Below are 24,450 nucleotides of genomic sequence, written 5' to 3' on the forward strand. Positions count from 1 at the left end.
AACCGGGTAGTCGGGTGGTCCGGGCCCCGCCCCCCAGGAGGTTTCCTTGCAGGCCGATGCGCACGCCGACAGCCCGCCACCGCTCGACCTCGCAGTCCTGGCGGCGCTGCTCGACGGCACCGTGGCAGGGGTGGGCGTCCTCGACACCCGACTGCGCTACCTGTACGTGAACCCGGCCCTCGAACGGCTCAACGGCATTCCCGCCGCCGAACACCTCGGCCGCACCGTCTCCGACGTCCTGCCCTACGTCGACGCCCGGGAGGACATGATGCGGGCGGTCCTCGCCGACGGGAAACCCCGCGAGATCACGTCCAGCGGCTTCACACCCGCGGCGTCCGGGACCACCCGGCGGCACTGGCACGGCGCGTATCACCGGCTGGAGGTCGCAGGGCAGGTGGTGGGTGTCGCCGGGATCGTGCTGGAGGTGATGGCGTCGGACAAGGAGCAGCGCGAACTGGAGCAGGCTCGACGCCACCTCAACCTTCTCGACTCCGCGGTCACCCGGGTCGGTACCACGCTCGACATGGACGCCACCTGCGCGGAGCTCGTCGACCTCGTCGTCCCCGCGCTGGCCGACATCGCGACGGCCGAGGTCTTCCCGCCCGACGTGGCACCTCCCGTACGGCCCGCGCCCCCCGGCATGCTGCGGCTGCGCCGGGCCGCCCTGGCGGCGGTCCCCGGGCTGCGGGAGGAGATGGCGGAGTTCGGGCTGACCGGCGAGTACATCGACTACCAGGACGGCGCGGCCGTACAGCGCTGCCTGGCGACCAACCAGCCCGTCGTCCAGAACCTCACCGGCGACGATCTGCTCGGCCGCTCGGCAGCCAGTCCGGGGCGGGTCGCCGCCTACCGCGCCCTCGGCATGCACTCGTCGGTCGTCGTGCCGATCGCCGTACGCAGCCGGCCGCTCGGCGTCCTCGGCCTGGTCCGGGCGGGGGACTCGCCGGTGTTCTCGGACGAGGACGTCGTCGTCGCCCGGGAACTCGCCGGACGGGCCGCGGTCGGTCTGGACCATGCCCGCCGGTACGCCCACGAACACACCATCGCCCTGGAGCTCCAGCGCTCCCTGCTGTCCGAGCCGCGCCCGCCGCACCCGCACATCGAGATCGCCACCCGCTACCTGCCGGCCGACCGGAGCGTGATGGTCGGCGGTGACTGGTTCGACGTCATCCCGCTGCGGGACGGACGCCATCTGAAGGCGATCGGCGATGTGATGGGGCACGGGGTGGAGGCGGCGGTCGCGATGAGCCACTACCGCTCCCTGCTGCGGCTGCTCGCCGACGACGAACTCCCGCCGCATCGCATCCTGGAACACCTCGACCGGATGGTGGAGCGGTCTGGCCTGGACCGGGCGGCGACATGTCTGCTGGCGGTCGTCGACCGGTTCGGCGGGATGTGCGAGGTGGCGAGCGCGGGGCATCTGCCACCGGTGTTCATCGACCCGGGTGAGGCGGGGACCCGGGTGGGCGACGTACGGGCGGGGCCGCCGCTCGGCACCGGGTTCGGCGGATACACGACGACGGCCGTGGAGGTCGGTCCGGACACGGTGCTGTTCATGTACACCGACGGTCTCGTGGAGCGGCGGGACGAGGACATCGACGTATCGGTGCGCCGGCTGGAGCAACTGACCCTGCCGATGAGCGGAAGTCTCGACGATCTGCTGGACGAGGTGCTGGAGAGGTTCGGTCCGGGCGCGGAGGACGACATCGCCGTGCTTGCCTCGCGGAGACGGACCCGGAACCGGATCGGGAAGGAGAGCGGGTAGCAGCCGCGTTGTCGGTCGGGCCTGCGAGGATCGGTGTCATGGAGACCTCGGAGCCGTTGCTGCTCGCCGATATCGAAGCTGCTGTCCGCGCCGGTTGGGGTGCCGACACCTCCACACCCGACCATCGGCCGCACTGGACGCCGGACAACCCGGCCCGGGACCAGTGCGGGGTCACCGCCCTGGTGCTCAACGATCTGCTGGGCGGCGAGCTGATCCGTGGCGAGGTCCGGGTCGACGGTGAGCGCACCGACTTCCACTGGTGGAACCGGCTGGGCATGGGCGTGGAGATCGACCTCACGCGGGAGCAGTTCGGGCCGGAGGAGATCGTCACCGGTGGCACGGTGATACCCCGGCCGGCGGAGATCGTACGGCTGCGCGAGGAGTACGAACTGCTCCGCGGCCGGGTGCTGGACCGGCTCGGGCGGTAGAGGGGCGGACCGGGGCCAGGGGGCGGCGGTCAGCGCGTCCGTCGGTCAGCCGAGTTCCAGGCTGGTGATGCCGAACAGTCCGCTGTGGTCGATGTCCGGGACCGGACCCGTGTACATGCGGGCTGTCTCGAACGACGGGGTGAGACCCAGCTGCTCGGCGAGTCGGACCGCCGCCGGATTGATGTCGGGTACGTCGACGGCGATCTCCGTCTCGGGGTCAGTGGCCGAGAGGGCGCTCACCAGGGCCGCGGCCACCTCGGGCGACGTGGCGTGCAGCGGGCCGATGCGTGACGACGTACGGCACGGACGCAGCACGGCGAAGCCCTGCACCTCCCCTTCGGCCACGGCGGCGAGAGCGGTGCGCATGGGGGCGGCGATCCACGGGGCCAGAAAACTGTCATGCTCGGCGGGGAAGTAGCGGCGGTCGAAGGCGGCCAGCCGGTCGAAGGGGAGCGACCGGGCGTCGACGAGGGAGACACCGGGCGGTGCGGTGATGTCCGCCGGCGGCAACCCGACCCGGCGCATGTTCGTCCACGCCGGACGGAAGCCGGATTTACGGTAGTTGGACTGCTGGGCGACGACGCCGTCGAGTCCGACGTTGCGCCCGGCGAGCCGGTTCATTCCGGCGTGCCAGACCTGGGTCCCGTAACCCTGGCCGCGCAGTTCGGGGCGGGTGAGATAGAAGCCCAGGAAGCCGAAGCCGGAGCCGTAACGGATCACGGAGACGGAGGAGACGGGCTCGCCGTCGAGTCTGCCGATCAGGAAGCCGCGAGGGTCGGTGGCGAAGAAGGCGTGGCTGTCGGTGCGGCCCGGGTTCCAGCCCTCGGCGTGGGCCCACTCGCCCAGCATGTCGATGTCGGCGGCGCTTGCGGTGGTGATCTCGAATGTCGGCACGGGGCAACCTGTACCCCCGTGCGTGATCGGTTCAACGCCCCTCCCGGCTTCACCACCCGGTCCAGAGCAGGTGGTTGACGAGCAGGGCCACGACCGCCTGCGCGGTCAGCCAGCCGCGGCGGGCGGACGGGGGAAGCAGGGCGGCGGCGGGCAGCAGCCAGAGGACGAACGGCTGCCAGATGCGTTCCGTCTCGGCCTTGCTCATTCCGGACAGATCCGCGACGAGGAGGGCGAGGAACGCGGCCACAACGAGGAGGCTCAGGCGCTGCGGTGCGCAGGTGGTGCCGGTGCGGACGGCGCGGACGGCGGAGGGGGCACCGGCCGCGGCCCGGCGGAGACCGGCGACGGTGGCGAGCCCGGCGGCGATCGTGGTGGCCGCGAGGTTCCCCCAGACCCAGTAGGCGTACGGACGGATCCCGCCGGCCCCCTGGTAGTAGCGCTCGACCAGCAGCCGGTACGCCTCCCACCAGTTGAAGCCCGCCAGGGTGAACGCGACCGGGACGACGAGCGCCCCGAGCAGGAGAAGCGGAAGGGGGCGCGCGGTACGGGCGAGGAGAAGGACGGCGAGGAGCAGGAGCGCGATGAGCGTCAGGCCGTAGGAGAGATAGCAGGTCAGGCCGTAGAGGAGGCCGGAGGCGAGGGCGGCCGCGACGGCACGGCCCGGCCGGGTGGTCCGGCGGGTAGCCGCCAGGGCGAGGAGGGCGACCGACCACGCGGCGACCGCGGAGAACCAGGCGTCCGCCGAGGCCCCGGTCCAGACCGCCATCGGTGCGAGGACGAGGAACGGGGCGGCGCGGCGGGCGAGGTGTTCGTCGGCGAGGGCGCGCACCGTGATCAGGGCGGCGGCGACCGCGGAACCGCCGAGCACGATGCACCAGACACCGGCCCAGCCGCCGCCGCCCAGTCCGATCCGGTCCAGCAGCACGAAGGTGAGCGTGGCGCCCGGCGGATGACCGGCGACATGGGCGGGCCAGTTGCCCGGGGGGCCGATCAGGATGTGCGAATCGAATCCGCGCAGCGCTGCGCCGATGTCGTCGAAGCGACTGATGACCTGCAGGTATTCATGCTTTGTGGTGAGTCGCTCGGCGATGCCCCGCTCCCAGCCGTCGATCATCGCCAGGGAGAAGACCCAGCCGAGGGAGGCGGCCCACGCGGTCGCGAGCAGACCGCGCCAGGGCAGCCGGTCGGCGAGGACCGGCCCGTACGCGACGACGGCCGCGGCGACGACCACGGCGGCCGGGGTGCCGGGGCCGGTGTGCGGGTACCAGGACGCCAGCAGGGGCGGCCAGTGGACGAAGAGGCTGCCGTCGGCGTCCTGGATGGCCCGGCCGATCAGCACGGCGGCGGTGACCAGCAGGACACCGGCGGCGGCGGCGATCAGGTCGAGGCGTCGGCCCATGGTGCGGTGGTTGCGGCCGGCGGTGTGCTGCTCGTGTTCCACGTGCTCCTCGGTCTTCACACAGGCACGCTATGCAGGGCGGGGCGGTGACGGGCGGTGCCACCGGGGCGCGTCATCGAACTGTCAGATCTTGGCCCGGTTGGCGGTCATGGGGAGTGACGTCAGAGTTTCGTCAGAAGTCGTACGCGCTCCTGCCCGAGGCCCCGGGCTTAGCGTCGGGACATGGGCGACAGACGTCACAAGAGGACATTCCGGTTCCTGTTCCGCTTCGGTGGGACGGGCCGTGCCGGGCCATCGGATGACGGACCGTCCACGGGTCGGGTCCCGGCCGTTCTCGACCGGCTCCGGACCACGGACCGGCTGCCCTCCTCCCCCGGGTTCTGGCGCAGCCCCGTGCGCGGCGTCCGGTTCACGGCGGTGCTCGGGCTCGTCCTCCTCGTCGGGCTGACGCTGGTGTTCGTGACGGGGCTGCTGTCGTACGCCGCGTACAACCCGGACCTTGCGCCGGTCAACGACAAGACGCCGGGCAAGGGGGTGCTGGGGTTCTACCTGTTCGCCTGGCCGACCGGACCGCACTGGCTGTACCGGCTGACACAGGGGCTGCACGTCACGGGCGGCATCGTGCTCGTACCGGTGCTGCTGGCGAAGCTGTGGTCGGTGATCCCGAAGCTGTTCGCGCTGCCGCCGGCCCGGTCGGTGGGGCACGCCCTGGAACGGGTGTCGCTGCTGCTGCTCGTCGGCGGGGCGCTGTTCGAGTTCATCACCGGGCTGCTCAACATCCAGCTGGAGTACGTGTTCCCGGGGTCGTTCTATCCGCTGCACTTCTACGGTGCGTGGGTGTTCTTCGCCGGGTTCGTCGCCCATGTCGGTCTGAAGCTCCCGCGGGCCGTACGGGTGCTGCGCAGCGGTGAACTGCGGGGTGAGACCGATGAGCTGGCGTCCCCCGCCCCCCATACGCCGACCATCTCCCGGCGCGGCGCCTTCGCCATGGTGGGCGCCGGGTCGCTCCTCCTGCTGGTCACCTCGGTGGGCCGGAGCTTCGACGCGCTGCGCAGCACCGCACTTCTCACCCCGCGCGGGGTCGCCGACCCCGGGACGGGGCCCAACGGCTTCCAGATCAACAAGACGGCCGCGTCCGTCCGGATCACCCGGGCCGACACGGGTGAGCGGTGGCGGCTGACCGTCAGCGGACCTGCCGGAGATCTCGCGTTCACCCGGGAACAGCTTCTGGCCATGGACCAGTACAGCGCCGCGTTGCCGATCGCGTGCGTGGAGGGCTGGTCGACCGCGAACCAGTGGTGGCGTGGGGTGCGGCTGCGGGATCTGGCGGCGCTCGCCGGGTATCCGGACCGGCCGCCGGGGGTGTTCGTGGAGTCCGTGCAGCGCAGCGGGCCGTTCCGGAAGGCCGCGCTGCGCGACAACCAGGTGCGCGACCCGCGCTCGCTGCTGGCTCTGGAGGTCAACGGCGAGACGCTGTCGCCCGACCACGGGTACCCGGCGCGGATCATCGTCCCGGCCGCACCCGGCGTGCTCAACACCAAATGGGTGACCCGGCTGACGTTCGGAGAGCTGTGATGCGGAGGACGAATGGCCCGCGGTCCGCGGCGGTCCTCAGGCGCTGGTACGGGGAAGGGCCGCTGCATCTCCTGCTCCTGGCCGCCACGTTCGCCCTCGCGGGCTACGCGGGTGTGCGGCTGCTGGAGGGGGACACGTTCGGTGTCGCGGTGTGGTTCGTCGGTTCGGCGCTGGTGCACGACCTCGTGCTGCTGCCGGTGTACGCGACGGCGGACCGGGCCGTACGCGCGGTGCTGGGACCGGGCTCCGGGCTGGTCAACTTCGTCCGCGTGCCCGCCTTTCTCTCCGGGTTGCTCCTTCTGATGTGGTTCCCGCTGATCAGCAGGCGCGCGACCCATTACGAGCCGGCGAGCGGGCTCTCCCCCGACGTGTTCCTCGGGAACTGGCTGCTGATCACGGCGGTGTTGTTCGCGGTGTCGGCGTTCTGGCTGGGCGTCCGGACCGTCCGGGTGCGGCGCAGGGCGATGAAGGGGCGGCCGTCCGCCACCCACTGATCGACGGCCCGCCAGGCGTTCGGCTGCGCGTACCGGAGCAGGGCCGGAGTGCCGATCCGGGCCCAGGGGAAGAGCTCGCCCCCGATGGCGGCCCGGTCCTCCTCGCCGGTCCCTTCCGGTGCGAGGCGACCGTCGTACAACCGGACCTGGACCCGTTCGTCGATGTCCAGCGGCGACGTCTCCGCGATGAGGAGACCGCCGGGGGCGAGGAGGTCCGCGGTGCGCAGCAGGAGACCGTGCGGGTCGCCACCGATGCCGATGTTGCCGTCGATCAGCAGCACGGTGCCCCAACGACCCTCGCCGGGAAGCGGGTCGAAGACGGAGCGGTGCAGCGCCGAGCCGCCGATCCGGAGGGTGTGGGCGACGGCGGCGGCGCTGACGTCGATGCCCAGAGCGCGATGGCCGCGGGAGGCCAGTTCCGCGACGAGGCGGCCGGGACCGCACCCGATGTCGAGGACCGGCCCTTCGCAGCGGCGCAGCGCCGACAGGTCGGCGGCGTCGGCCTCCGCACACCAGCGCTCGACGTCCAGGGGCAGCAGCCAGCCGTCCGTACGGCGGAGGAAGAGCGGGCCGTGACCGTTGCGCAGCGCATCGGCGTAGGGGTCGGTGGACCACGGGGCGAGGTCCTCTGGTGCGGAACCTGCCGTGCTCGTGGCGCCGCGGTCCGGAACCGTACCGCTCATCGGGCCGCCGCCGTGGTCAGCCGGGCCAGCACAGCGGCGAACTCCCCCTGCGGTGCGGCGGCGGCGACGTGCGCGGCGTCCGCCGCGGTGTCCACGTCCCGCAGCCGCGGCAGATCGCGCACGGCCAGTCCGGCATCGACGAGACGCCGCCGCTGGACCGCACCGGTCTGCGGGACGGACATGGGCACGCCGCGCACCAGGGCCGGGTCGGGGGCGGCCAGGCCGAGTGCCCAGAAACCGCCGTCGTCGGCGGGGCCGAACCAGGCGTCGCAGTCGTCCCAGGCGTCCGGGGAGAGTGCGGGGGCCAGATGGGCGGCGGTGATCTGCGGGGTGTCCATGCCGATGAGCAGGGCCGGACCGGTACAGCCGGCGAACGCCGCCGCGAGCCGCTCGTCGAGTCCGCCGGAGCTCTGCGCCACCACGTCGACACCGGCCGGCAGCCAGGGCCCCGGCCGCCCGTCGAGCACGAGTACGCGCCGCCGGGCGGGCAGCGAGAGCATCGTACGCAGCGTGTCCCGGAGCGCCGCCTCGGCGAGCTGCGCCGCCTCGGCGGGGGTGAACGGCGGGGTGAGCCGGGTTTTGACGAGTCCCGGCAGCGGTTCCTTGGCGATGACGAGGAGGGCGGTCGGTCCGGGCACGCTCATCGGGACGCCTCCCGCCGGGCCGTCCCCGCGGCCGTCCGTCCCGGCGGCCTGTGCAGGACCGCGCGCATGTCCCTCACCGCATGCCAGGTCCCCCGCCAGGTGCCGGTCACCTTGGACCTGCCCGTACGCGGCAGGTACGGGACATCGGTCTCGGAGACCCGCAGCCCGGCGTCCGAGGCACGCACCACCATCTCCAGCGGGTAGCCGCTGCGCCGGTCGGTGAGTTCCAGAGCCAGCAGGTCCGCCCGGCGCCCCGCCCGCATCGGGCCGAGGTCGTGCAGGCGCAGTCCCGTCCGGCGGCGCACCATCCGGGCCAGCGCCAGATTCCCGGCACGGGCGTGCAGCGGCCACGCGCCACGGCCCTCGGGGCGGCGGCGCCCCAGCAGCAGATCGGTCTCGCCGTCGGCGATCCGGCGTACGAAGCCGGGCAGCAGGCCCGGGTCGAGGGAACCGTCGCAGTCGCAGAAGCAGACGAACTCCGCCTCGGCGGCGAGCAGTCCGGCCTGGCACGCGGCGCCGAAGCCGCGTCGCGGCTCGTGTACGACGGTCGCCCCGAGCGAGCGGGCGAGCTCCGCCGATCCGTCGGTGGAGCCGTTGTCGACGACGACGGCGCGCCAGCCGTCCGGGATTCGGCCCAGCACCCGGGGCAGCGCGGCGGCCTCGTCCAGACAGGGGAGGACCACGTCGGCGTGGGGGGAGCGGGCGGAGTAGGAGTCGGTCACCCCACTCACACTACGGAGCGAAAACCGGCATTTCGGGCTTCAGGTTCTTACGGAAGACGGACGTCGACCCTTCGGCGGACCGCCGAGTGCCCGACCCGGTGGCCGGGATGCCAAGGTGACCGTATGGAGAACATCCCGGACCCCCCGGGTCCCGGACCCGCCCCCGGCGGGCCGCGCGGCCATGTCCTCGTCGTCGACGACGATCCGACGGTCGCCGAGGTGGTCGTCGGCTATCTGGACCGGGCGGGTTACGACGTCCGGCGGGCCGGTGACGGTCCGTCGGCTCTGGAGTGCTTCGCCGGGCGCCGGCCCGACCTGGTCGTCCTCGATCTGATGCTGCCCGGCATGGACGGCTTCGAGGTCTGCCGCCGGATGCGGGCGCACGGACCCGTGCCGGTCATCATGCTGACGGCGCGCGGGGATGAGGACGACCGCATTCTGGGCCTGGAGACGGGCGCGGACGACTACGTCACCAAGCCGTTCAGTCCGCGTGAGCTCGTGCTGCGCGTGGACTCCGTGCTGCGACGGTCCGCGCCGCCCGCCACGGGCTCTGCCCGGTCCCCGCTGGAGGGCGCCGGACTCCGTCTCGACCCGGCGGCCCGTCGCGCGACCCGTGACGGTCAAGAACTGTCCCTGACCTTGCGGGAGTTCGACCTGCTCGCGTTCTTTCTGCGTCACCCCGGGCAGGTGTTCACCCGGGAGGAGCTGATGCGGAAGGTCTGGGGCTGGGACTTCGGTGACCTGTCGACGGTGACGGTCCATGTGCGGCGGTTGCGGGGCAAGGCCGAGACAGATCCGGGCCGTCCGAGGCTCATCCAGACGGTGTGGGGTGTGGGCTACCGCCTGGACCTGACCGGGGGGACGGCGGCCGGAGGGACGACGGCCGGAGGCGCGGCGGACGGCTCATGACCGACCTTCTCCTCATCGCCCTCTTCGCCTTCCTGGGCGCCGCGGCAGCCGGGCTGCTCGGCGCGCTGGTCCTGCGGCTGTTCCGGCACCGTTCGCTCGTGGTGTCGCTGACCGTCGTCGCCGCCGTCGCAGTGACCGCGATGCTCGCCGGGACCCTCGCGGTCGCCTGGGCGATGTTCCTGTCGCCGCACGACCTGGCCGTCGTCACGACCGTCGTCGCGATGGCCGCCGTGGTGTCCCTCGGCACCGCGGTGCTGCTGGGACGGTGGGTGGCGGCCAGAAGCAGGGATCTGACGCTCGCGGCCCGTTCGTTCGGCGACGGCGGTACGTTCGCCGCCCCCGAGGAACAGGCGACCGCCGAACTCGCCTCCCTGGCCAGGGAACTGGCGGCCACCAGCGCCAAGCTCGACAGCTCCCGGGAGCGCGAACGCGCACTGGAGACCTCGCGTCGCGAACTCGTCGCCTGGATCTCGCACGATCTGCGGACACCGCTCGCCGGGCTGCGGGCCATGTCCGAGGCGCTGGAGGACGGCATGGCCGCCGACTCCGGCCGCTACCTGCGGCAGATACGGACCGAGGTGGAGCGGATGAACGACATGGTCGGCGACCTCTTCGAACTCTCCCGGATCCACGCCGGATCGCTCACCCTGACCCCCGCCCGCATCTCCGTGTACGACCTGGTCGGTGACGCCCTCGCAGGGGCGGACCCGCTGGCGCGGGAGCACGGGGTCCGGCTGGTCGGCGACCGGATCGACCCGGTGCCGGTGGAGGTCGACAGCAAGGAGATGAGCCGGGTCCTGGGCAACCTTCTGATCAACGCGATCCGCCGCACCCCGGCCGACGGCACGGTCGCGGTGGCCGCGCAGCGCGCCGACGGCGCGGTGGTGCTGTCGGTGACGGACGGCTGCGGGGGCATCCCCGAGGAGGATCTGCCGCGGGTCTTCGACACGGGCTGGCGCGGCAGCCACGCGCGTACGCCTCCGGCGGGGGCGGGGCTGGGGCTGGCCATCGTGCGGGGGATCGTGGAGGCGCACGAGGGCCGGGCGGAGGTCCGTAATGTGCGGGGCGGCTGCTGCTTCGAGGTCACGCTTCCGGTGGCACGCCGGCCGGGCCGTCCGGAGCCGAAGCGGCCGCCGGTCAACCGGTAGCGATCGCCGCTCTCAACGCCGCCCCGGCGAACTCCTCCATCCCCTCCGCGAACCCCACCTCCGGGCGCCAGCCCAGTTCCTCCCTCAGCCGTCGCGAGTCCGCCGTCACATGGCGTACGTCTCCGAGCCGGTACCCGCCGGTGATCTCCGGGGCCGGTCCACCGTGCGCGGATGCCAGCGCCGCCGCCATCTCGCCGATCGTGCGCGGATCCCCGCTCCCCGTGTTGTACGCGGCGAAGCTTCCCGCCCCGCGTCCTCCCACGGCCTCCAGCGCCACCGCGTTCGCGGCCGCCACATCCCGTACATGGACGAAGTCCCGCCGCTGACCGCCGTCCTCGAAGACCTGCGGCGCCTCGCCCCGCTCCAGCGAGGAGCGGAAGAAGGAGGCGACCCCCGCGTACGGGGTGTCGCGCGGCATCCCCGGCCCGTACACGTTGTGGTAGCGCAGGGCCACCGCCCGGCCGCCCGTCGCCCGCGCCCACGCGGCGGCCAGATGTTCCTGGGCGAGCTTCGTCGCCGCGTACACATTGCGCGGGTCGGTGGGCGCGTCCTCGCCCACCAGCCCCGGCGTCAGCTCCGCCCCGCAGTCCGGGCAGCGCGGCTCGAACCGGCCTGCCGCCAGATCGTCCACGGCCCGCGGCCCGGGCCGGATCCACCCGTGCCGGGGGCAGTCGTACCGCCCCTCGCCGTAGACGACCATCGACCCGGCGAGCACCAGATCCCGCACACCGGCCGCGGCCATCTCCGCCAGCAGGACGGCGGTCCCGAGGTCGTTGCAGCCGACATACTCCGGGGCGTCCGCGAAGTCCTTGCCCAGACCGACCATCGCGGCCTGATGGCAGACCGCGTCGACGCCCCGCAGCGCATCGGCCACCGCCGCCCGGTCCCGGACATCGGCGAGGATCAGCCCGTTCCGGCCGCCTGCGGCGCCCACGCCGTGCGCCGACTGCAGCAGCGCGTCGAACACCACCACCTCGTGCCTCCGCGCCGCCAGTGCCCGGGCGATGTGTCCCCCGATGAAACCGGCTCCGCCGGTGAGCAGTACACGCATGCCCGTCACGCTAGGTCGCGGCACCGGCTCAGGCCCGGCGCCGTGCGGGCACGTCACGGAATCGTCAGACCGAACGGGCGGCGGTGGAACCGAGTGGCCGTCAGACGAGCAGGAACGCGGCCGCCGTCCCCGCACCCAGCGCCGAGCCCGCCACCGTCTGGGCGACGCTGTGGTACCCGAGCGCCACCCGTGACCAGCACACGGCGGCCGTCATCGCGTACGCGAGCAGCCACCACGGCGAGTGGACCGCGGCCAGCAGCGCGACGACCGCCGAGGCGACCGACGCGTCCACCGAGATCTTCCAGACGGTGTTGACGGCCAGCAGCACGACCGTCATCGCCCACAGTGCCAGCATCGCCACCAGGATTCCGGTGGGCGCGTGCCCGAGGACCATGACGACCGAGCCCGCGCCGATCGAGCCGAGGATGACGAGGAAGATCGGTGCGCGCTTCGTACGGTCGACGACATGCCGGTCGCCCCAGGTGCCGCGCCCCCGCTCCCACTCGATGTATCCGGCCGGGACGATCCCGGCGCACAGGGCGCCGAGCAGGCCCCACAGCAGACCGGTCCAGTGGCCGCCGGCGGCCAGCCCGATGGCGAGCATGCCGGCCAGCAGGAGGTTGCGGGGCTGCAGCGCGTCCGTGACCGCGCGGGCGGTCGAGGTCGTCGTGCGGGAGCCGGTGGCCGGACCGGTGGTCGTCATGCCGTCCTCTCCATGGCCGCCGAGGCAGCCAGTACGTCGCGGGCCCGGTCCTCGGTGACGGTCCGGTAGGCCGTCGCCACCTGCACCAGCCACGCCACCTCGCCGTCCTGGTCGGTGGCGTGCTGGGTGCCGACCGCCGCGGCGCTCCCGGCGGGAGCACCGGTGTTCATCGCGGTGAGGGCGGCCTTGATCCAGTACGCGTCGGCGAGCGGACCGGCCTTCTCGGGGGCAGGGCTGTCGGCCGCGGCAGCTGCCGCGGCGGCCGGGAGCAGGCTGTCCGGTACGTAGTGGCGCAACTTCTCGACCGCGTCCGCGATATCGGCGGCCCACCGGTCGATCCGGAGATCCGCGGGGGTGTCGAACCGGGCCAGTTCGCGGCGCAGCGAGGCCGGGGGCTCGAACGGCTGGTCGGGGAACGCCCTCATCAACTCGTACCAGAGCGCGTGCAGCCGGGTCTGGGCCCGCCACAGCTTCGCCCGGCGCCGCCCCTTGCTGAGGGCGGGGACGGAAGCGCCGACCGCGAAGAAGGCGAACAGCACCACCTGTGCGGCCTCGGTGACCTCGTCGAACTCCAGCGCGAAGGCGGCGCTCGGCTGGTCGACGACGCTGACCCACAGGAACAGGGTGCGGCTGACCGTGTAGGCGACCCCGATGAACATCGCGAACGTCATCATCGCGAGCCCCACCCGCAGATGGCGCAGCCCGGCACCGGCGGTGGCCAGCGCCCACTGGTAGGCGCAGACCGCGGACGCGGCGCCGAGGTAGAGGTAGAACACGCTCATGTACAGCGTGGCGCCCCACTGGCCCGCATGGTCGGCGACGAAGCGGTCCGACGGCACGGAACGGTCGACGACGGTGAAGAAGAGCACCGTCAGCAGGATCAGCGTGGCGACGGACGCCTTGGTCGCCACCTGCTGGACCGCCCGGGCGAACCGGACGTGCCGCGGGATGTCACCGGCGTCGGGGTACTGGCCGTAGATGGCGACGATGTAGCTGAGGATCGCCAGGATCGCGATCGTCGCCGTGTAGTGCTTGATCAGAACCGAGAGGTCGGTGACCGGGCTGTCGTTGAGCCCGATGCGCACCACCTGGGTCTTGGTCCACAGGGCGGCGGCGAATCCGGCGTAGCAGCCCCACAGGGCGCGGCGACGCTTGTCCTCCTCGTCGCCCCACAGGGCGGCCGGCATGCGCCACACGGCGACAGCCGTCATCAGGACGGCTATGAGATAGCCGGCGAGGTCGAGCGGGGTCACGGCGGGATTCCTCTGGATGGGGGGTAAGGGGGAGGGGTCACGTACGGCGGAACAGTCCGCGGCGGCGGTGCGCGACCGGGCGCGACAGCGAATTGGCGAGGCGTCCCACCATGTCGTCGCTGGTCACGTCCCTGGCCATGCGGGGGATGAGCGAGGCGCCGAACTCGGCGATCCGCTCGTCGTGCGTGTCGTACTGGGCGCGGGCCTGGACGGTGGAGTCGCCCGCGCGCAGTGCGTCGGCGACGCCGGAGTCCACGACCCGGGAGATCAGGGACGTGTCGAAGACGGGGAGCAGCCGCTGGAGCTGGTCCGCGTCGAGCGAGGTGCCGTGGTCGAACCACTCGTGGCACAGCTCGTGCAGGATGACGTGCTGGGTCCGGTACGCGGTCGGGCGCCGTCGGTAGAGCACGAAGCTGGTCGAGCCGGAGGCGAGGCGCAGACCGCAGGCGGCATTGACGCGCGCCAGCCGGTCGGGCATTTCGTGCAGCACGATGGTGCGGCCGCGGGCCGCCTCCATGTTGGCCACCAGGCCGGCGATCGAGAACGGTGCGGGGATGGGGAGGTCGGCGAGCCCGGCCTCGCACTCCTTCCGCAGCTTGCGCAGGGACACGGCGGCCTACTGCGCCGAAGGGCCGTCGGCGGCGGAACCGCTGCCCTCGCCGTCGGCGGGGGCGCCGGGCCGGTTCTTCGAGTCCTCCAGGAGCGAGAGCGCGAACTGCAGCAGTTCCGGCGGCAGACCGTCGTCGGCCAGGCCCCGTCCGGCGAGCCCGCTGATCTCCCCGGTACGCCGCTTGGCGAGGAACCGCAGTCCGGCGACGACGTCGTCGACGACCTCGGACTCCTCCTTGAAGAAGCGCCAGTCGACGCCGAAGCCCAGTCCGAGGGCCTTGAGGATGTCCTCGGACGGCTGGGTGACCTTCCCGGCGAGGATGTTGGAAAAGTAGCTGTGCGACAGCGAGCCGCCGCGTTCCCTGACCAGGTCCGCGAAGACCCGCCCGGAGATCTTCTGGCCGGGGAAGGTCTCCTCCACCATGTATTCGACCTTCTGCTGCAGCGTCCGCAGCTCCGGCGCGCTCTCTTCTCCGTTGTCCATCGGGGCCCCCACGTTCACGTCCGCCGGCACGCGCGCCCCTGAGACGCTGCGCCTGCCTGGATCCGGTCAACGGGCTCGTACTGTAACCAACCCGGATGAGGGGGCCGCGGCGTGGGGAGGCGGCCGAGACATAGCGGAACATCCTGCTCCGCTGTCAGGAGTGGGCTTGCGTAAACACTCTACGTCACTGTTAACTCGAAAAAACATGGGCAAGGGACCACGAGGGGAGTCCCTTGCCCGTGAAGTCGGCATGCGCCCGCGCGTCCGCCCGTTCGGGGCCGCAACGAGTCGTAGCCCTTCACGACGGGGGATGCGTGAAGGGCTACTCGTACATTATGACCATCGATCACGCCGTCATCAACTGACCGGCTGGTCAGTGTGTCCACCACGCGCACCAGGATCGCACCCATGTTCGGGTGCGACGCGTAATCTCCTCTGTCCGGTACGGGAAATCTGTCGCGGCTACCATAGAGATGATGGCTCGCGCCATGAGAGTTTCTTTTTCGGTCAACGCCGTCGGAGGAACCTTCGGTCGCTTCTCGCCGCGGGCCCGGAAGAGGTGCACGTGCCCCCAGGAACCCCTCCGCATGCTGCCGACCGGCTCGATGACGACGACTACCCCGCCTACACCATGGGCCGAGCTGCGGAGATGATCGGCGCCACGCCCGGTTTCCTCCGGGCGATCGGCGAAGCGCGCCTGATCACGCCCCTGCGGTCCGAGGGTGGCCACCGCCGCTACTCCCGCTACCAGTTGCGCATTGCCGCCCGTGCCCGCGAGCTCGTCGACGGCGGCACGCCGATCGAGGCCGCCTGCCGCATCGTCATCCTGGAGGACCAGCTCGAGGAGGCCCTGCGCCTCAACGCGGAGCTGCGCCGGCCGGTGGCGGGTTCGGGGTCCTGAGGCCGGGGCCCGGCGCCGGGGCTCCGTGCCGGGGTGCATATCTGTTGTCGCAAGCACAGAATTCTGTGCAATGCACGATGAGGGTTTATGACGTGCCGGGTGGAGTGTAATTACGCGCCGCGCGCGGTCGCTTGCACCATGCTACGGTGGATGTCAGTTGCAGTTGTGGTTCCCGAAACTCCAAGTGCTCTTGTCACCACAATTGGGTGGTGGGCGCGCTTATGTATTTCCGGCATCATCATTCCGGACGGGGTAATCATTGCGGCGACGCGGGGCCGGCACAGTGCGGGTCCCCGGGCACTGCCCCAGAAGGAGATAAAACATGGCTACTGGCACCGTCAAGTGGTTCAACGCGGAAAAGGGCTTCGGCTTCATCGAGCAGGACGGTGGCGGCGCTGACGTCTTCGCCCACTACTCGAACATCGTCGCGAGTGGCTTCCGTGAGCTGCAGGAGGGCCAGAAGGTGAACTTCGACGTCACGCAGGGCCAGAAGGGCCCGCAGGCGGAGAACATCACCCCCGCGTGATCCTGCAGATGCTCCGGCGCCTGACGCGCTGAGACGCACTTGCACAGCTGGGGCCCGCACCTTCGGGTGCGGGCCCCGGCTCGTTGCTTTTTCCGGGCCCGCACCCGTGCGCCGACTCCGCCCCGTGACGGACACGGTTCACCATCCACCGTGTCGGACACGGCTCACTTTTCGTATCCGGGCTTCGTCCACGCATTTCATCGGCCCGTTCTTGCGATTCCTGCGCCGCTTCGCTGCCGCGCGGAATTCCTCGATGAGCGCCATATCGAGGAAGGGTTCTCCTTGAACCGCTCAACTCGCACGGACGACCGCTGCTCCGGCAGCCGCGGCGGAGCCCCGAGCCGTTCCTGGTCCGGCTGCTGTTCCGGTTCCGGATATCGCTCCGGTTCCGGTGGTCACGGCCGCCGGGGCGCCGCCGAGCAGGGCGAGTTCGCGTGCCGGTGGCGGGGTTGCGGGCGACGCCACACCCGTTGGCGTACACGGGAGGAGTGATTGCGTGTCACTGCCAGAGTGCGTCGGCGACCGCGACCCCGGTGAACACCGCGCCCAGCGCCGCCACCACGCTCGCCGCGACATTGGCCGCCGCGTAGAACTTCGCCCCGTCCTCGGCCAGCCGCAGCGTCTCGTAACCGAACGTCGAATACGTCGTCAGCGCCCCGCACAGCCCCGTACCGACGAACAGCTGCACCTGCGACGAGGCGGCACCGGCCGCCACCGCGCCGGTCAGCAGCCCCAGCAGCAGGGATCCCGCCACGTTCACCACGAACGTCCCCCACGGGAAGACCGTGTCGTGCCGGGCCTGGACCGCACGGTCGGTCAGATAGCGGAGCGGGGCGCCGATCGCAGCGCCGACGATCACGAGCAGCCAGGTCACCGGCCCTCCTCCCGGTCGCCGCGGCGGACGATCTCGCACGCGTCGAGGACGACGACGCCGTCCCCGGTCAGTTCGTCGATGAGCGGCAGGAACGCGCGGATCCGGTCCTCGGTGTCCACGATCACGACCGCCACCGGCAGTTCCTCGCTCAGCGACAGCAGTCGCTGGGTGTGGATCCGCGACGAGGCACCGAACCCCTCGATGCCTCGGAACGCACTCGCACCCGCCAGCCCGGCACGGTGTGCCCGGTGCACGATCTCCGCATAGACGGGGCGGTGGTGCCAGACGTCGGACTCCCCGACCAGAATCGTCAGGCGCAGCCCCCGCCCGGCCGCCGCGGCCGGCTCCGTCTCCCTCGTCATGGCTGCCTCCACGCCAGCACGCGGCGGGTCACCCACACCGCACTCCACACCGCGGCGAGGGCCGCCAGCAGCGTCAGCCCGAGATAGGCGATGCCGGTACGGGCCCGGCCGCCGTCCACCAGCCGTTCGATGTCCGCGGCGTACGTGGAGAACGTGGTGAACCCGCCCAGCACGCCCGTACCGAAGAACGGGCGCACCAGCCGGTGCGCCGCCCATACGTCGCTGATCAGGACCATGAACACGCCGATCACCGCGCACCCGAGGACGTTCACGATCAGCGTCGTCCAGGGGAAGCCGCCCGGCGGGGTGACCCAGATCAGCGATGCCCCGTAACGGGCGGTCGCTCCGGCGGCGCCGCCGAGGGCGATGACGCCGAGGACGGGCCACTGCCCTTTCGACTGCCGGGTGCGCTGCCCGGGTACGGGCGCGACGCGCCCGGTGCCGTCGGGACCCTCCGTCACGGGTGTCGCTCGGGGCTGCTGGGCTCCCATGGGCACATGTCTCCTACCTGCTGGGTGCCCGGAAACGAGCACGCTCCACCGCAAGTAGGGACCGTTGGCGGCACTGCTGCCGCGGTTCGGGTACGGCGGGCCCCACCGCCGCGCAGCAACCGTCACCAGTCCCTGCTCGCACCAGACTATCGCCCGGCCGAACGCTTCGCCGCCGCAGGTCAGCACCTGCCGGGCCGCGCATACAGCGTGACCTGACCCCCCTTGTCCTGCACCCGGCGGCATACGACGAACTCCGTCCGCAGCACGTCCCGCTTGACCGCCTCCTCCGGCAGCGCGTCCTCCGGCTGCCCCGGCGGGTCGCTGAGCGCCACGACCCGGTCGAAGTCGCGCAGGCGAGACCGGATCCGGCCGGCCGAATCCTCGGTGCCCTCGAGGGTGTTGTCGGCGGCGGGGCTCCGCAGAAGTGCCAGATCGGTCAGGCCCCGGAAGTCGTCCGGGTAGGAGAGGGCCCATTCCCTTCGCCGTGACGGCATGAAGAGCACGCCGGCGCCGTCCGGCGCCAGGGCCCGTGCATGGGCGGCGAGGGCGGTGACGTTGTCCTTGCGGCTGTCGGGGGTGCGCATCTGAAGCGTCACGGGGAGGAGGGCGACGGCCACACCGGCGGCCGCGATGCCGAACACCGCGGCACGCGGCCGGAGCGCGGCCAGCCGGGCGGTCCGCCCGGCGGCGGCCCACAGCCGGTCCACGGCGAATCCGATGAGCAGGCCCAGGGCGAGCTGGGAGTAGAGGACGTAGCGGTCCACGTACATGGGCTCGTGGAGGGACGCGAGGAGCAGCGCGGCCGTGGGCAGGATCAGCAACGGGAGGGCCAGCCGCACCAGGCGGGCAGCGCGCGGACGGCCTGCCGCGCCCGCCTGTCGCGTTCCGTACACCGCGCAGAGCAGACCGAGGAGGGTGACGGCCGCGATCACGAGCCACTCCTCGGGATGCGGCCACCCGATCCAGGACACCTGTTCCGACTGCCTCAGGGAGAACAGGGTCAGGGGAGCCACCGCGGCCACGGGAAGCACGGCCGCCACCGCCCAGGACCGCAGCACCCGGCGGGGCGGACGCCAGAGATACAGCGTCAGGCCGTGTGCCACCAGGGCCAGGATCGCGAACTCGTGGAGCCATCCGGCGAGGGCGAGGGTGACCCCGTACGCACTCAGGCGCCGGCGCGAGGGATCGTCGACGGCGCCGACGAGCAGCCAGGTGGCGAGGGCGACCAGCGCGCACACCATGGCGTACGAGCGGCCTTCCTGCGCATACATCTGGACGACGGGGATCAGGGCGAAGGAGAGACCGGCGAGAAGTCCGGCACGCGGGCCCGCCAGACGTGTCCCGGTCGACGCCACGAGCAGGGTGGCCACGGACGTCGCGACCACCGAGGGCAGCCGGAGCAGCAGCAGCCCGTCGCCGCCCAGGGCGAACAGTCCATGCATGAGGAAGTAGTAGAGGCCGTGCACGGCGTCGGCGGTGCCGAGCAGGTGCCAGATCTCGGAGAGGCTCCGGTGCGCGACCTGGTACGTCACCGACTCGTCGCGCCACATGGTGTTCTCGCGACGAATTCCCCAGAGACCCATCGTCAGTGCCAGCAGCGCGGGCCATAACCCGTAGCGGTACGAGGTGCGTTGTCCGGCGCCGCCTCCCGGATCCGGTGCGGAACGGTCCCCGGGATCTGCCGCCGCGCTCAAAGTGACCGGACTCTGCGGGTGGTTGATGGCGCGACTCCGATTCGGTGACGGAAGAGGTCCATAGAGCGCCTGGGCTCCGCTCGTGAGCGTACCCAAGGTGCCGCGAAGGAGGGAGGGAAATCCGGAGAATGCTGTTTCGCTCATTCAGAGGAACTCGGGGCGGGTGCTAGGCTCGCGCGGATCGGGCGCGGAAAACCGGAGAACCCCCGAGAACGTCTGAGAACGTCTGGGAACCCCCGAGAACACGAGAGAGCGCAAGGGAATGGCCGTGGAGAAGACTTCCCCGAGGATTGTGGTGGTCGTCCCCACCTACAACGAACGGACGAATCTGCCGATCCTCGTCGATCTGCTCATGGATCTGCATCTGCCGAACCTGCACATTCTGGTGGTCGACGACAATTCGCCCGACGGCACGGGGGATGTTGCGGACCGGCTCGCGGCCGAGACCTCGGGCCTGGTCGGGGTGTTGCACCGCACCGAAAAGAACGGGCTCGGGCGCGCCTACGTGGCCGGGATGACGCGTGCGCTCGCGGAGAAAGCGGAAGTTGTCATTCAGATGGATGCGGACCTCTCCCATCCGGCGTCGGTGGTTCCGGTCATGGTCGAGAAACTGTTCGCCGAGAATGCCGCCGTCGTCATCGGGTCCCGCTATGTGGAAGGCGGTTCGCTCGCCACCGAGTGGCCATGGCACCGCAAAGCGCTCTCCGCCTGGGCCAATTTCTATGTCAATGTGATTCTGCGGCTGCACGTGAAGGATGCCACCGCCGGATTCAAGGCATGGCGGGCGGACACCCTGAAATCGATCGATCTGCCGACCGTCCGCAGCAATGGATATTCCTTTCAGGTGGAGATGAACTACCGCACGGTCAGGCGCGGATTGCGGATGGTCGAGGTCCCGATCCGGTTCGAGGAGCGGGTGAACGGCGAGTCGAAGCTCGGGCTGCGCGTGCAGATCGAGTCGGCGGTTGCGCCGTGGAAACTGCGGTTCGGCAAGCAAGGCTGAGCAACTGCGGCAGTGCGCGAGGGTCCGGACGCTGGACCCGGGGCCCCGTCCGGTCCGCCTGACACCCGCTAATCCTTCAACAGGGCGAGAACTTCCTCGTCGGGCGTCTGGGAGAAGTCCCGGTACCACTCGCCGACGGCCGAGAAGAGCGCAGGCGTCGAGAGACAGACCACCTCGTCCACCTGCGTACGCAGCCAGGCGACCGTGTCCGCGGGCGCCACCGGGACCGCCAGCACCACCCGGGCCGCGCCCTGCGCCCGTACGACCTCGCAGGCGGCCGAGGCCGTGGCGCCGGTCGCCACCCCGTCGTCGACCACGATCGCGGTACGGCCGGCCAGTTCCAACCGCGGCCGGTCGCCCCGGAACTGCCGTGCCTGCCGGGTGAGCTCCGCCTTCTCGGCACGCTCCACCGACGCGATGTCCCCGCGGCTGATCCCTCCGCGGCGTACGACGTCGTCATTGATCACCCGTACCCCGCCCTCCCCGATGGCACCGAAGGCCAGCTCACGGTGGTACGGAACACCGAGCTTGCGGACCACGATCACATCGAGAGGTGCGCCGAGTGCCGTCGCCACCGCCGCGGCGACCGGCACCCCGCCCCGGGGCAGCCCCAGAACGACGGGGCTCTGCCCCGCTTCGTCCCCCTGCAGATGCCGGAGTGCTTCGGCGAGCTGCTTGCCCGCATCCGTGCGATCGGTGAACAACACGGTGGTTCACCTCCGACCCGGGGGAGACAGAGGCACGTACGCACCTACTTCGAAGCAACCCCATTTGCGGCGCCTGCGCAAGTCGGCGACGGTCGATCCATGGAACGGATCGGAGCGGTACTGATCGACATCGACGGGGTGCTCACCATCGACTGGGAACCGCTGCCCGGCGCGGTGGCGGCCCTGGAGCGGCTGCGTACCGCCGGACTTCCGTTTGCCCTGGTCACCAATACCACCTCACGCACCCGCGCCCGGATCGCGGCGAAGCTGGCCGGGGCGGGCTTCCCCGTCGGCGAGGACGACATCCTCACCGCGCCCGCCGTCACCGCGGCGTACCTGCGCGCCCACTGCCCGGGTGCCCGGTGCGCACTGCTCAACAGTGGCGACGTGAGCGAGGACCTGACGGGCGTGACCCTCGTCGATGTGGGAGAGGCCACCGCGGACGTGGTCGTCCTGGGAGGCGCGGGCGACGCGTTCGACTACGCGTCGCTCAACGCCGCGTTCCGCCACCTCCAGCACGGCGCCCGGCTGATCGCCATGCACCGCAACCTGTACTGGCGTACGGCGGAAGGTCTCGCCCTCGACACCGGGGCCTTCCTCCCGGGGCTGGAACGGGCCGCCCGGATCGAGGCGGAAATCACCGGCAAACCCGCCGGGGCGTTCTACGCCACCGCCCTGGCCCACCTCGGCGCCACCGCGTCCGCCGCGCTGATGGTGGGCGACGACATCGAGACCGACGTACTCGCGGCCCAGCGGTGCGGCATCACGGGCGTCCTCGTCAGAACAGGCAAATACCTGCCCGAGACACACCGCTCCGCCAGTGGTACCCCGGACCACGTCCTCGACTCCATCGCCGACCTCCCGGTCCTCCTGGACCGGTGAGCCCCAGCAGGACGCGGGCCGGGTCGTGCACGGCGATGTGCCGGGCGATGACGGGCGGGAACCCGGAGAGATCGATCCGGCAGAAGTCGACGGTGCCACCGGGCGCGGTCCACTCGCCGCAGCCGTCACCGTCGCAGCTGCGGGCCAGGTCCGCCTCCTCGTCGAGTCGGGCGCGCAGGGACTGCACCGGATCGTTGGTCATGGGCCCATCATCCTCGCCGTGACGGTACGGACACGCCCCGTGCCGCGACCGTCCGTACACACCCGCTCCATCGCATGCCGCCACCGTCCGAGGGATGTGCCCGCCGCGCCGCGCCTCTCCACCCGCCTGCGCCACCCGCCGGTCATAACCTCGGAACGCCCCTTTCCCGGTCCCCGTGCAGCACACACACCGGTGGAGTCCGCATGTCATCAGCCGTCACCGGAAACCGTCGCCGGAACCAGAGGCAACGTCGCGTCCTCACACTCCTCGGCCTCCTGCTGGTCGCCACCGTCGCCGCGTTCGGCATGGACTGGGTGATGCCGTCGAAGGACCCGGACGAGCTCGACCCGCGCATCTCCTCGATCATGGGCAAGCCCGATTATTCGCACGCCCAGTGGGGTCTGTTCGAGCAGAACCCGGAGACCGGCAAGGTGGTGCAGTCGCGCTACGCGGACCAGTTCTTCACCCCCGGTTCCGTGGCCAAACTGTTCGGTGTCAGCGGCGTCTGGCACGCCCTCGGCAGCGACCACCGCTTCGTCACGCCGGTCCATGCCGTCGGAAAGCGCCGGGGCGCGACCCTCACCGGGAACCTGGACCTCGTCGCGCAGGGCGACCTGACCCTCGGCGGCCGTACGCGTGCGGACGGCACCGTCGCCTTCACCGCCATCGACCACACCTACGCCGACGACATCCCCGGAGCGACCCTCACCCCGCAGAACCCGCTGGCCGGCATCGACCAACTGGCCCGGCAGGTACGCGCGTCGGGGATCACCAAGGTGGACGGCGACGTGGTCGTGGACGCCCGGCTGTTCCGTCCCGACCCGGAACTCGACCCGACGCCGACGCCGTTGATCATCAACGACAACCTCATCGACCTGCTCACCACCCCCGGCGAAGGGCCGGGCGCGCCGGCCAAGCTGGACTGGCGCCCGAAGGTGGCGCCGTACCGCGTCACGTCCTCCGTCCGAACCGTCGAGGCGGGCATGCCCGCCGACATCACGGTGACGCCCTCCGCCGACGGCACACGCATCCGGCTCTCCGGCACCATCGCCGCCGGTTCCGCCCCGGTCCTGCGGGTGTCGGAGATCCGGGACCCGAACGCCTTCGGCCGCACCGCCTTGATCGAGGCACTGAAGCGGGCCGGGGTCGAGGTCACCGCGGCCGCGGTCGGAGCCAATCCGGCCGGTAAGCTGCCCGACTCCTACCGGGGCGCGCCCGAGGTGGCCCGGTTCACGTCCCCGCCGTTCGAGCAGTACGCCCGACTCGTCCTCAAGGTGAGCCACAACCTCGGGGCGAACCTCGGTATCTGCCTGATGGCCGTCAGTACGGGAAGCCATCAGTGCCCGGACGGATTCCCGGCACTGGCGAAGTTCCTGGACGAGGCGAAGGTGGACCGCAATGCGGTGCAGCTGGCCGACGGCCGTGGCGGCAACCCGGCCGACCGCACCACACCCCGCGCCGTCGCCCGGATCCTGACGTACTGGCAGGGCACCCCCGATGCGGACCGCTTCCGGGAGGCTCTGCCCACCCTGGGCGTCGACGGCAGCCTCGCGGACAACTGCCGCCACTGCCCGGCCCGGGGCAAGGTCTCCGCGAAGACGGGCACCGTCGCCGACGGCGACCTCCTCAACGACCGGCTGGCGGTGGGCGCGGAGACGACGGCCGGGTATCTGGAGACGAGCAAGGGGCACTACGACGTGTTCTTCATCGGGGTGAACGGCGCCTCGACGCCCGACATCAGCGGAGTGCTGACCATCGCGAACGACGTGGCCGACATCGCCGCGATCCTTCAGGAGAACGCGAGCGGCAGTTCCTGAGCCGCGCACACCCTGCGGGAAGGGCGGCGCACCGATGTGCTCACCCTCGACGCCGTCTCCTCGCCGCCGTGCACGCGGTGGGCATCCTGATCACGGCCTCCGACGCCACGGGGCCCTGGCGCTGCGGGACGAACGGGCCGCTCCGGCGGCGTCAGCCGGCGGGGACGCCCGGGGGAAACGACGCACGGACACCCTGTCCAGGAACAGCGGCTCGGCCCGGCGTGCGGGAG

General features: G+C 71.5%; 25 protein-coding genes and 1 pseudogene. 10 read left to right on the plus strand and 16 right to left on the minus strand.

Going from position 1 to position 24,450, the window contains the following annotated elements; all coding sequences use genetic code 11:
• Positions 1 to 46: 46 nt before the first annotated feature.
• Positions 47 to 1,765, plus strand: a complete 1,719-nt coding sequence (locus ACFU6I_RS12630) for a SpoIIE family protein phosphatase (protein WP_384364470.1) — start codon at positions 47 to 49, stop codon at positions 1,763 to 1,765.
• A 38-nt stretch (positions 1,766 to 1,803) separates the two neighbouring features.
• Complete coding sequence (locus ACFU6I_RS12635; RefSeq protein ID WP_345517299.1) at positions 1,804 to 2,193, plus strand: hypothetical protein; 390 nt, start codon at positions 1,804 to 1,806, stop codon at positions 2,191 to 2,193.
• Positions 2,194 to 2,238: 45 nt separating this feature from the next.
• Here the strand turns inward: ACFU6I_RS12635 and ACFU6I_RS12640 are convergent, their stop codons facing one another.
• Complete coding sequence (locus tag ACFU6I_RS12640) at positions 2,239 to 3,087, minus strand: GNAT family N-acetyltransferase (protein WP_384364473.1); 849 nt, start codon at positions 3,085 to 3,087, stop codon at positions 2,239 to 2,241.
• A gap of 49 nt (positions 3,088 to 3,136) precedes the next feature.
• Complete coding sequence (locus tag ACFU6I_RS12645) at positions 3,137 to 4,486, minus strand: hypothetical protein (protein WP_384364541.1); 1,350 nt, start codon at positions 4,484 to 4,486, stop codon at positions 3,137 to 3,139.
• A gap of 222 nt (positions 4,487 to 4,708) precedes the next feature.
• On the opposite strand from ACFU6I_RS12645, the gene ACFU6I_RS12650 reads away from it, so the two are divergent.
• Positions 4,709 to 6,061 carry a molybdopterin-dependent oxidoreductase gene (locus tag ACFU6I_RS12650; RefSeq protein ID WP_384364476.1) on the plus strand — a complete coding sequence of 451 codons (1,353 nt, stop codon included), beginning with the start codon at positions 4,709 to 4,711 and terminating at the stop codon, positions 6,059 to 6,061.
• Positions 6,062 to 6,398: 337 nt separating this feature from the next.
• Here ACFU6I_RS12650 and ACFU6I_RS12655 read toward each other — a convergent pair whose 3' ends face one another.
• From ACFU6I_RS12655 to ACFU6I_RS12665, 3 genes are read right to left on the minus strand one after another with little or no spacing between them, the layout of a single operon-like run.
• The gene (locus ACFU6I_RS12655) at positions 6,399 to 7,238 is read right to left on the minus strand and encodes a class I SAM-dependent methyltransferase (protein ID WP_384364479.1); all 840 of its coding nucleotides are present in this window, start codon (positions 7,236 to 7,238) and stop codon (positions 6,399 to 6,401) included.
• Positions 7,235 to 7,882, minus strand: coding sequence for a DUF2064 domain-containing protein (locus ACFU6I_RS12660; RefSeq protein WP_384364482.1), 648 nt, complete (start codon positions 7,880 to 7,882; stop codon positions 7,235 to 7,237). The genes ACFU6I_RS12655 and ACFU6I_RS12660 overlap by 4 nt, the downstream gene beginning before the upstream one ends.
• Positions 7,879 to 8,613, minus strand: a complete 735-nt coding sequence (locus tag ACFU6I_RS12665; protein WP_384364485.1) for a glycosyltransferase family 2 protein — start codon at positions 8,611 to 8,613, stop codon at positions 7,879 to 7,881. The genes ACFU6I_RS12660 and ACFU6I_RS12665 overlap by 4 nt, the downstream gene beginning before the upstream one ends.
• Before the next feature lie 114 nt (positions 8,614 to 8,727).
• Here ACFU6I_RS12665 and ACFU6I_RS12670 point away from each other — a divergent pair, with 114 nt between their 5' ends.
• The gene (locus ACFU6I_RS12670) at positions 8,728 to 9,513 is read left to right on the plus strand and encodes a response regulator (protein ID WP_384364488.1); all 786 of its coding nucleotides are present in this window, start codon (positions 8,728 to 8,730) and stop codon (positions 9,511 to 9,513) included.
• Positions 9,510 to 10,661: a sensor histidine kinase gene (locus ACFU6I_RS12675; RefSeq protein ID WP_384364491.1), complete on the plus strand. Its 1,152-nt coding sequence runs from the start codon at positions 9,510 to 9,512 to the stop codon at positions 10,659 to 10,661. The genes ACFU6I_RS12670 and ACFU6I_RS12675 overlap by 4 nt, the downstream gene beginning before the upstream one ends.
• On the opposite strand, the gene ACFU6I_RS12680 is transcribed toward ACFU6I_RS12675, so the two are convergent.
• The 5 genes from ACFU6I_RS12680 to ACFU6I_RS12700 all read right to left on the minus strand — a co-directional run bounded on the left by ACFU6I_RS12680 (position 10,651) and on the right by ACFU6I_RS12700 (position 14,761).
• Positions 10,651 to 11,712, minus strand: coding sequence for an NAD-dependent epimerase/dehydratase family protein (locus tag ACFU6I_RS12680; protein ID WP_384364494.1), 1,062 nt, complete (start codon positions 11,710 to 11,712; stop codon positions 10,651 to 10,653). The genes ACFU6I_RS12675 and ACFU6I_RS12680 overlap by 11 nt on opposite strands.
• A gap of 100 nt (positions 11,713 to 11,812) precedes the next feature.
• On the minus strand, positions 11,813 to 12,415 hold the full coding sequence (locus ACFU6I_RS12685; protein WP_384364497.1) for a hypothetical protein: 603 nt from the start codon (positions 12,413 to 12,415) through the stop codon (positions 11,813 to 11,815).
• Entirely contained in the window at positions 12,412 to 13,668 is a 1,257-nt protein-coding gene (locus ACFU6I_RS12690) for an MAB_1171c family putative transporter (RefSeq protein WP_384364500.1), read from the minus strand. Before ACFU6I_RS12690 ends, ACFU6I_RS12685 begins: the two co-directional genes overlap by 4 nt.
• Positions 13,669 to 13,705: 37 nt before the next feature.
• On the minus strand, positions 13,706 to 14,278 hold the full coding sequence (locus tag ACFU6I_RS12695) for a toxin (RefSeq protein ID WP_384364503.1): 573 nt from the start codon (positions 14,276 to 14,278) through the stop codon (positions 13,706 to 13,708).
• A 6-nt stretch (positions 14,279 to 14,284) separates the two neighbouring features.
• Positions 14,285 to 14,761 (minus strand): hypothetical protein, encoded by a 477-nt coding sequence (locus ACFU6I_RS12700; protein ID WP_384364506.1) that lies wholly within the window; start codon positions 14,759 to 14,761, stop codon positions 14,285 to 14,287.
• Positions 14,762 to 15,326: 565 nt separating this feature from the next.
• Between ACFU6I_RS12700 and ACFU6I_RS12705 the strand changes: the two genes are divergently transcribed.
• Entirely contained in the window at positions 15,327 to 15,662 is a 336-nt protein-coding gene (locus ACFU6I_RS12705) for a MerR family transcriptional regulator (RefSeq protein WP_384032415.1), read from the plus strand.
• 322 nt (positions 15,663 to 15,984) lie between these two features.
• Positions 15,985 to 16,188 carry a cold-shock protein gene (locus ACFU6I_RS12710; protein ID WP_345517313.1) on the plus strand — a complete coding sequence of 68 codons (204 nt, stop codon included), beginning with the start codon at positions 15,985 to 15,987 and terminating at the stop codon, positions 16,186 to 16,188.
• Between the two features lie 499 nt (positions 16,189 to 16,687).
• Here the strand turns inward: ACFU6I_RS12710 and crcB (ACFU6I_RS12715) are convergent, their stop codons facing one another.
• The 4 genes from crcB (ACFU6I_RS12715) to ACFU6I_RS12730 all read right to left on the minus strand — a co-directional run bounded on the left by crcB (ACFU6I_RS12715) (position 16,688) and on the right by ACFU6I_RS12730 (position 19,498).
• Complete coding sequence (gene crcB / locus ACFU6I_RS12715; RefSeq protein ID WP_384032413.1) at positions 16,688 to 17,062, minus strand: fluoride efflux transporter CrcB; 375 nt, start codon at positions 17,060 to 17,062, stop codon at positions 16,688 to 16,690.
• Positions 17,059 to 17,424 carry a DUF190 domain-containing protein gene (locus ACFU6I_RS12720; RefSeq protein WP_384364509.1) on the minus strand — a complete coding sequence of 122 codons (366 nt, stop codon included), beginning with the start codon at positions 17,422 to 17,424 and terminating at the stop codon, positions 17,059 to 17,061. Before ACFU6I_RS12720 ends, crcB (ACFU6I_RS12715) begins: the two co-directional genes overlap by 4 nt.
• On the minus strand, positions 17,421 to 17,915 hold the full coding sequence (gene crcB, locus ACFU6I_RS12725) for a fluoride efflux transporter CrcB (protein WP_384364512.1): 495 nt from the start codon (positions 17,913 to 17,915) through the stop codon (positions 17,421 to 17,423). Before crcB (ACFU6I_RS12725) ends, ACFU6I_RS12720 begins: the two co-directional genes overlap by 4 nt.
• A 179-nt stretch (positions 17,916 to 18,094) precedes the next feature.
• The gene (locus ACFU6I_RS12730; RefSeq protein ID WP_384364515.1) at positions 18,095 to 19,498 is read right to left on the minus strand and encodes a glycosyltransferase family 39 protein; all 1,404 of its coding nucleotides are present in this window, start codon (positions 19,496 to 19,498) and stop codon (positions 18,095 to 18,097) included.
• Between the two features lie 373 nt (positions 19,499 to 19,871).
• On the opposite strand from ACFU6I_RS12730, the gene ACFU6I_RS12735 reads away from it, so the two are divergent.
• The gene (locus ACFU6I_RS12735; RefSeq protein ID WP_384364518.1) at positions 19,872 to 20,612 is read left to right on the plus strand and encodes a polyprenol monophosphomannose synthase; all 741 of its coding nucleotides are present in this window, start codon (positions 19,872 to 19,874) and stop codon (positions 20,610 to 20,612) included.
• Between the two features lie 77 nt (positions 20,613 to 20,689).
• On the opposite strand, the pseudogene ACFU6I_RS12740 reads toward ACFU6I_RS12735, so the two are convergent.
• Positions 20,690 to 21,319 (minus strand): annotated as a pseudogene (locus ACFU6I_RS12740) (phosphoribosyltransferase); the annotation flags it as partial.
• A gap of 99 nt (positions 21,320 to 21,418) precedes the next feature.
• On the opposite strand from ACFU6I_RS12740, the gene ACFU6I_RS12745 reads away from it, so the two are divergent.
• Complete coding sequence (locus ACFU6I_RS12745) at positions 21,419 to 22,201, plus strand: HAD-IIA family hydrolase (protein WP_384364521.1); 783 nt, start codon at positions 21,419 to 21,421, stop codon at positions 22,199 to 22,201.
• Here ACFU6I_RS12745 and ACFU6I_RS12750 read toward each other — a convergent pair.
• Positions 22,098 to 22,613 carry a DUF6221 family protein gene (locus tag ACFU6I_RS12750; RefSeq protein WP_384364524.1) on the minus strand — a complete coding sequence of 172 codons (516 nt, stop codon included), beginning with the start codon at positions 22,611 to 22,613 and terminating at the stop codon, positions 22,098 to 22,100. The two genes, ACFU6I_RS12745 and ACFU6I_RS12750, sit on opposite strands and share 104 nt — an antisense overlap.
• On the opposite strand from ACFU6I_RS12750, the gene dacB reads away from it, so the two are divergent.
• On the plus strand, positions 22,607 to 24,220 hold the full coding sequence (gene dacB, locus ACFU6I_RS12755) for a D-alanyl-D-alanine carboxypeptidase/D-alanyl-D-alanine-endopeptidase (RefSeq protein ID WP_384364527.1): 1,614 nt from the start codon (positions 22,607 to 22,609) through the stop codon (positions 24,218 to 24,220). The genes ACFU6I_RS12750 and dacB overlap by 7 nt on opposite strands.
• Positions 24,221 to 24,450 lie beyond the last annotated feature (230 nt).

This window comes from Streptomyces sp. NPDC057486 (assembly GCF_042802415.1).
GTDB classification, from domain to species: domain Bacteria; phylum Actinomycetota; class Actinomycetes; order Streptomycetales; family Streptomycetaceae; genus Streptomyces; species Streptomyces yanii.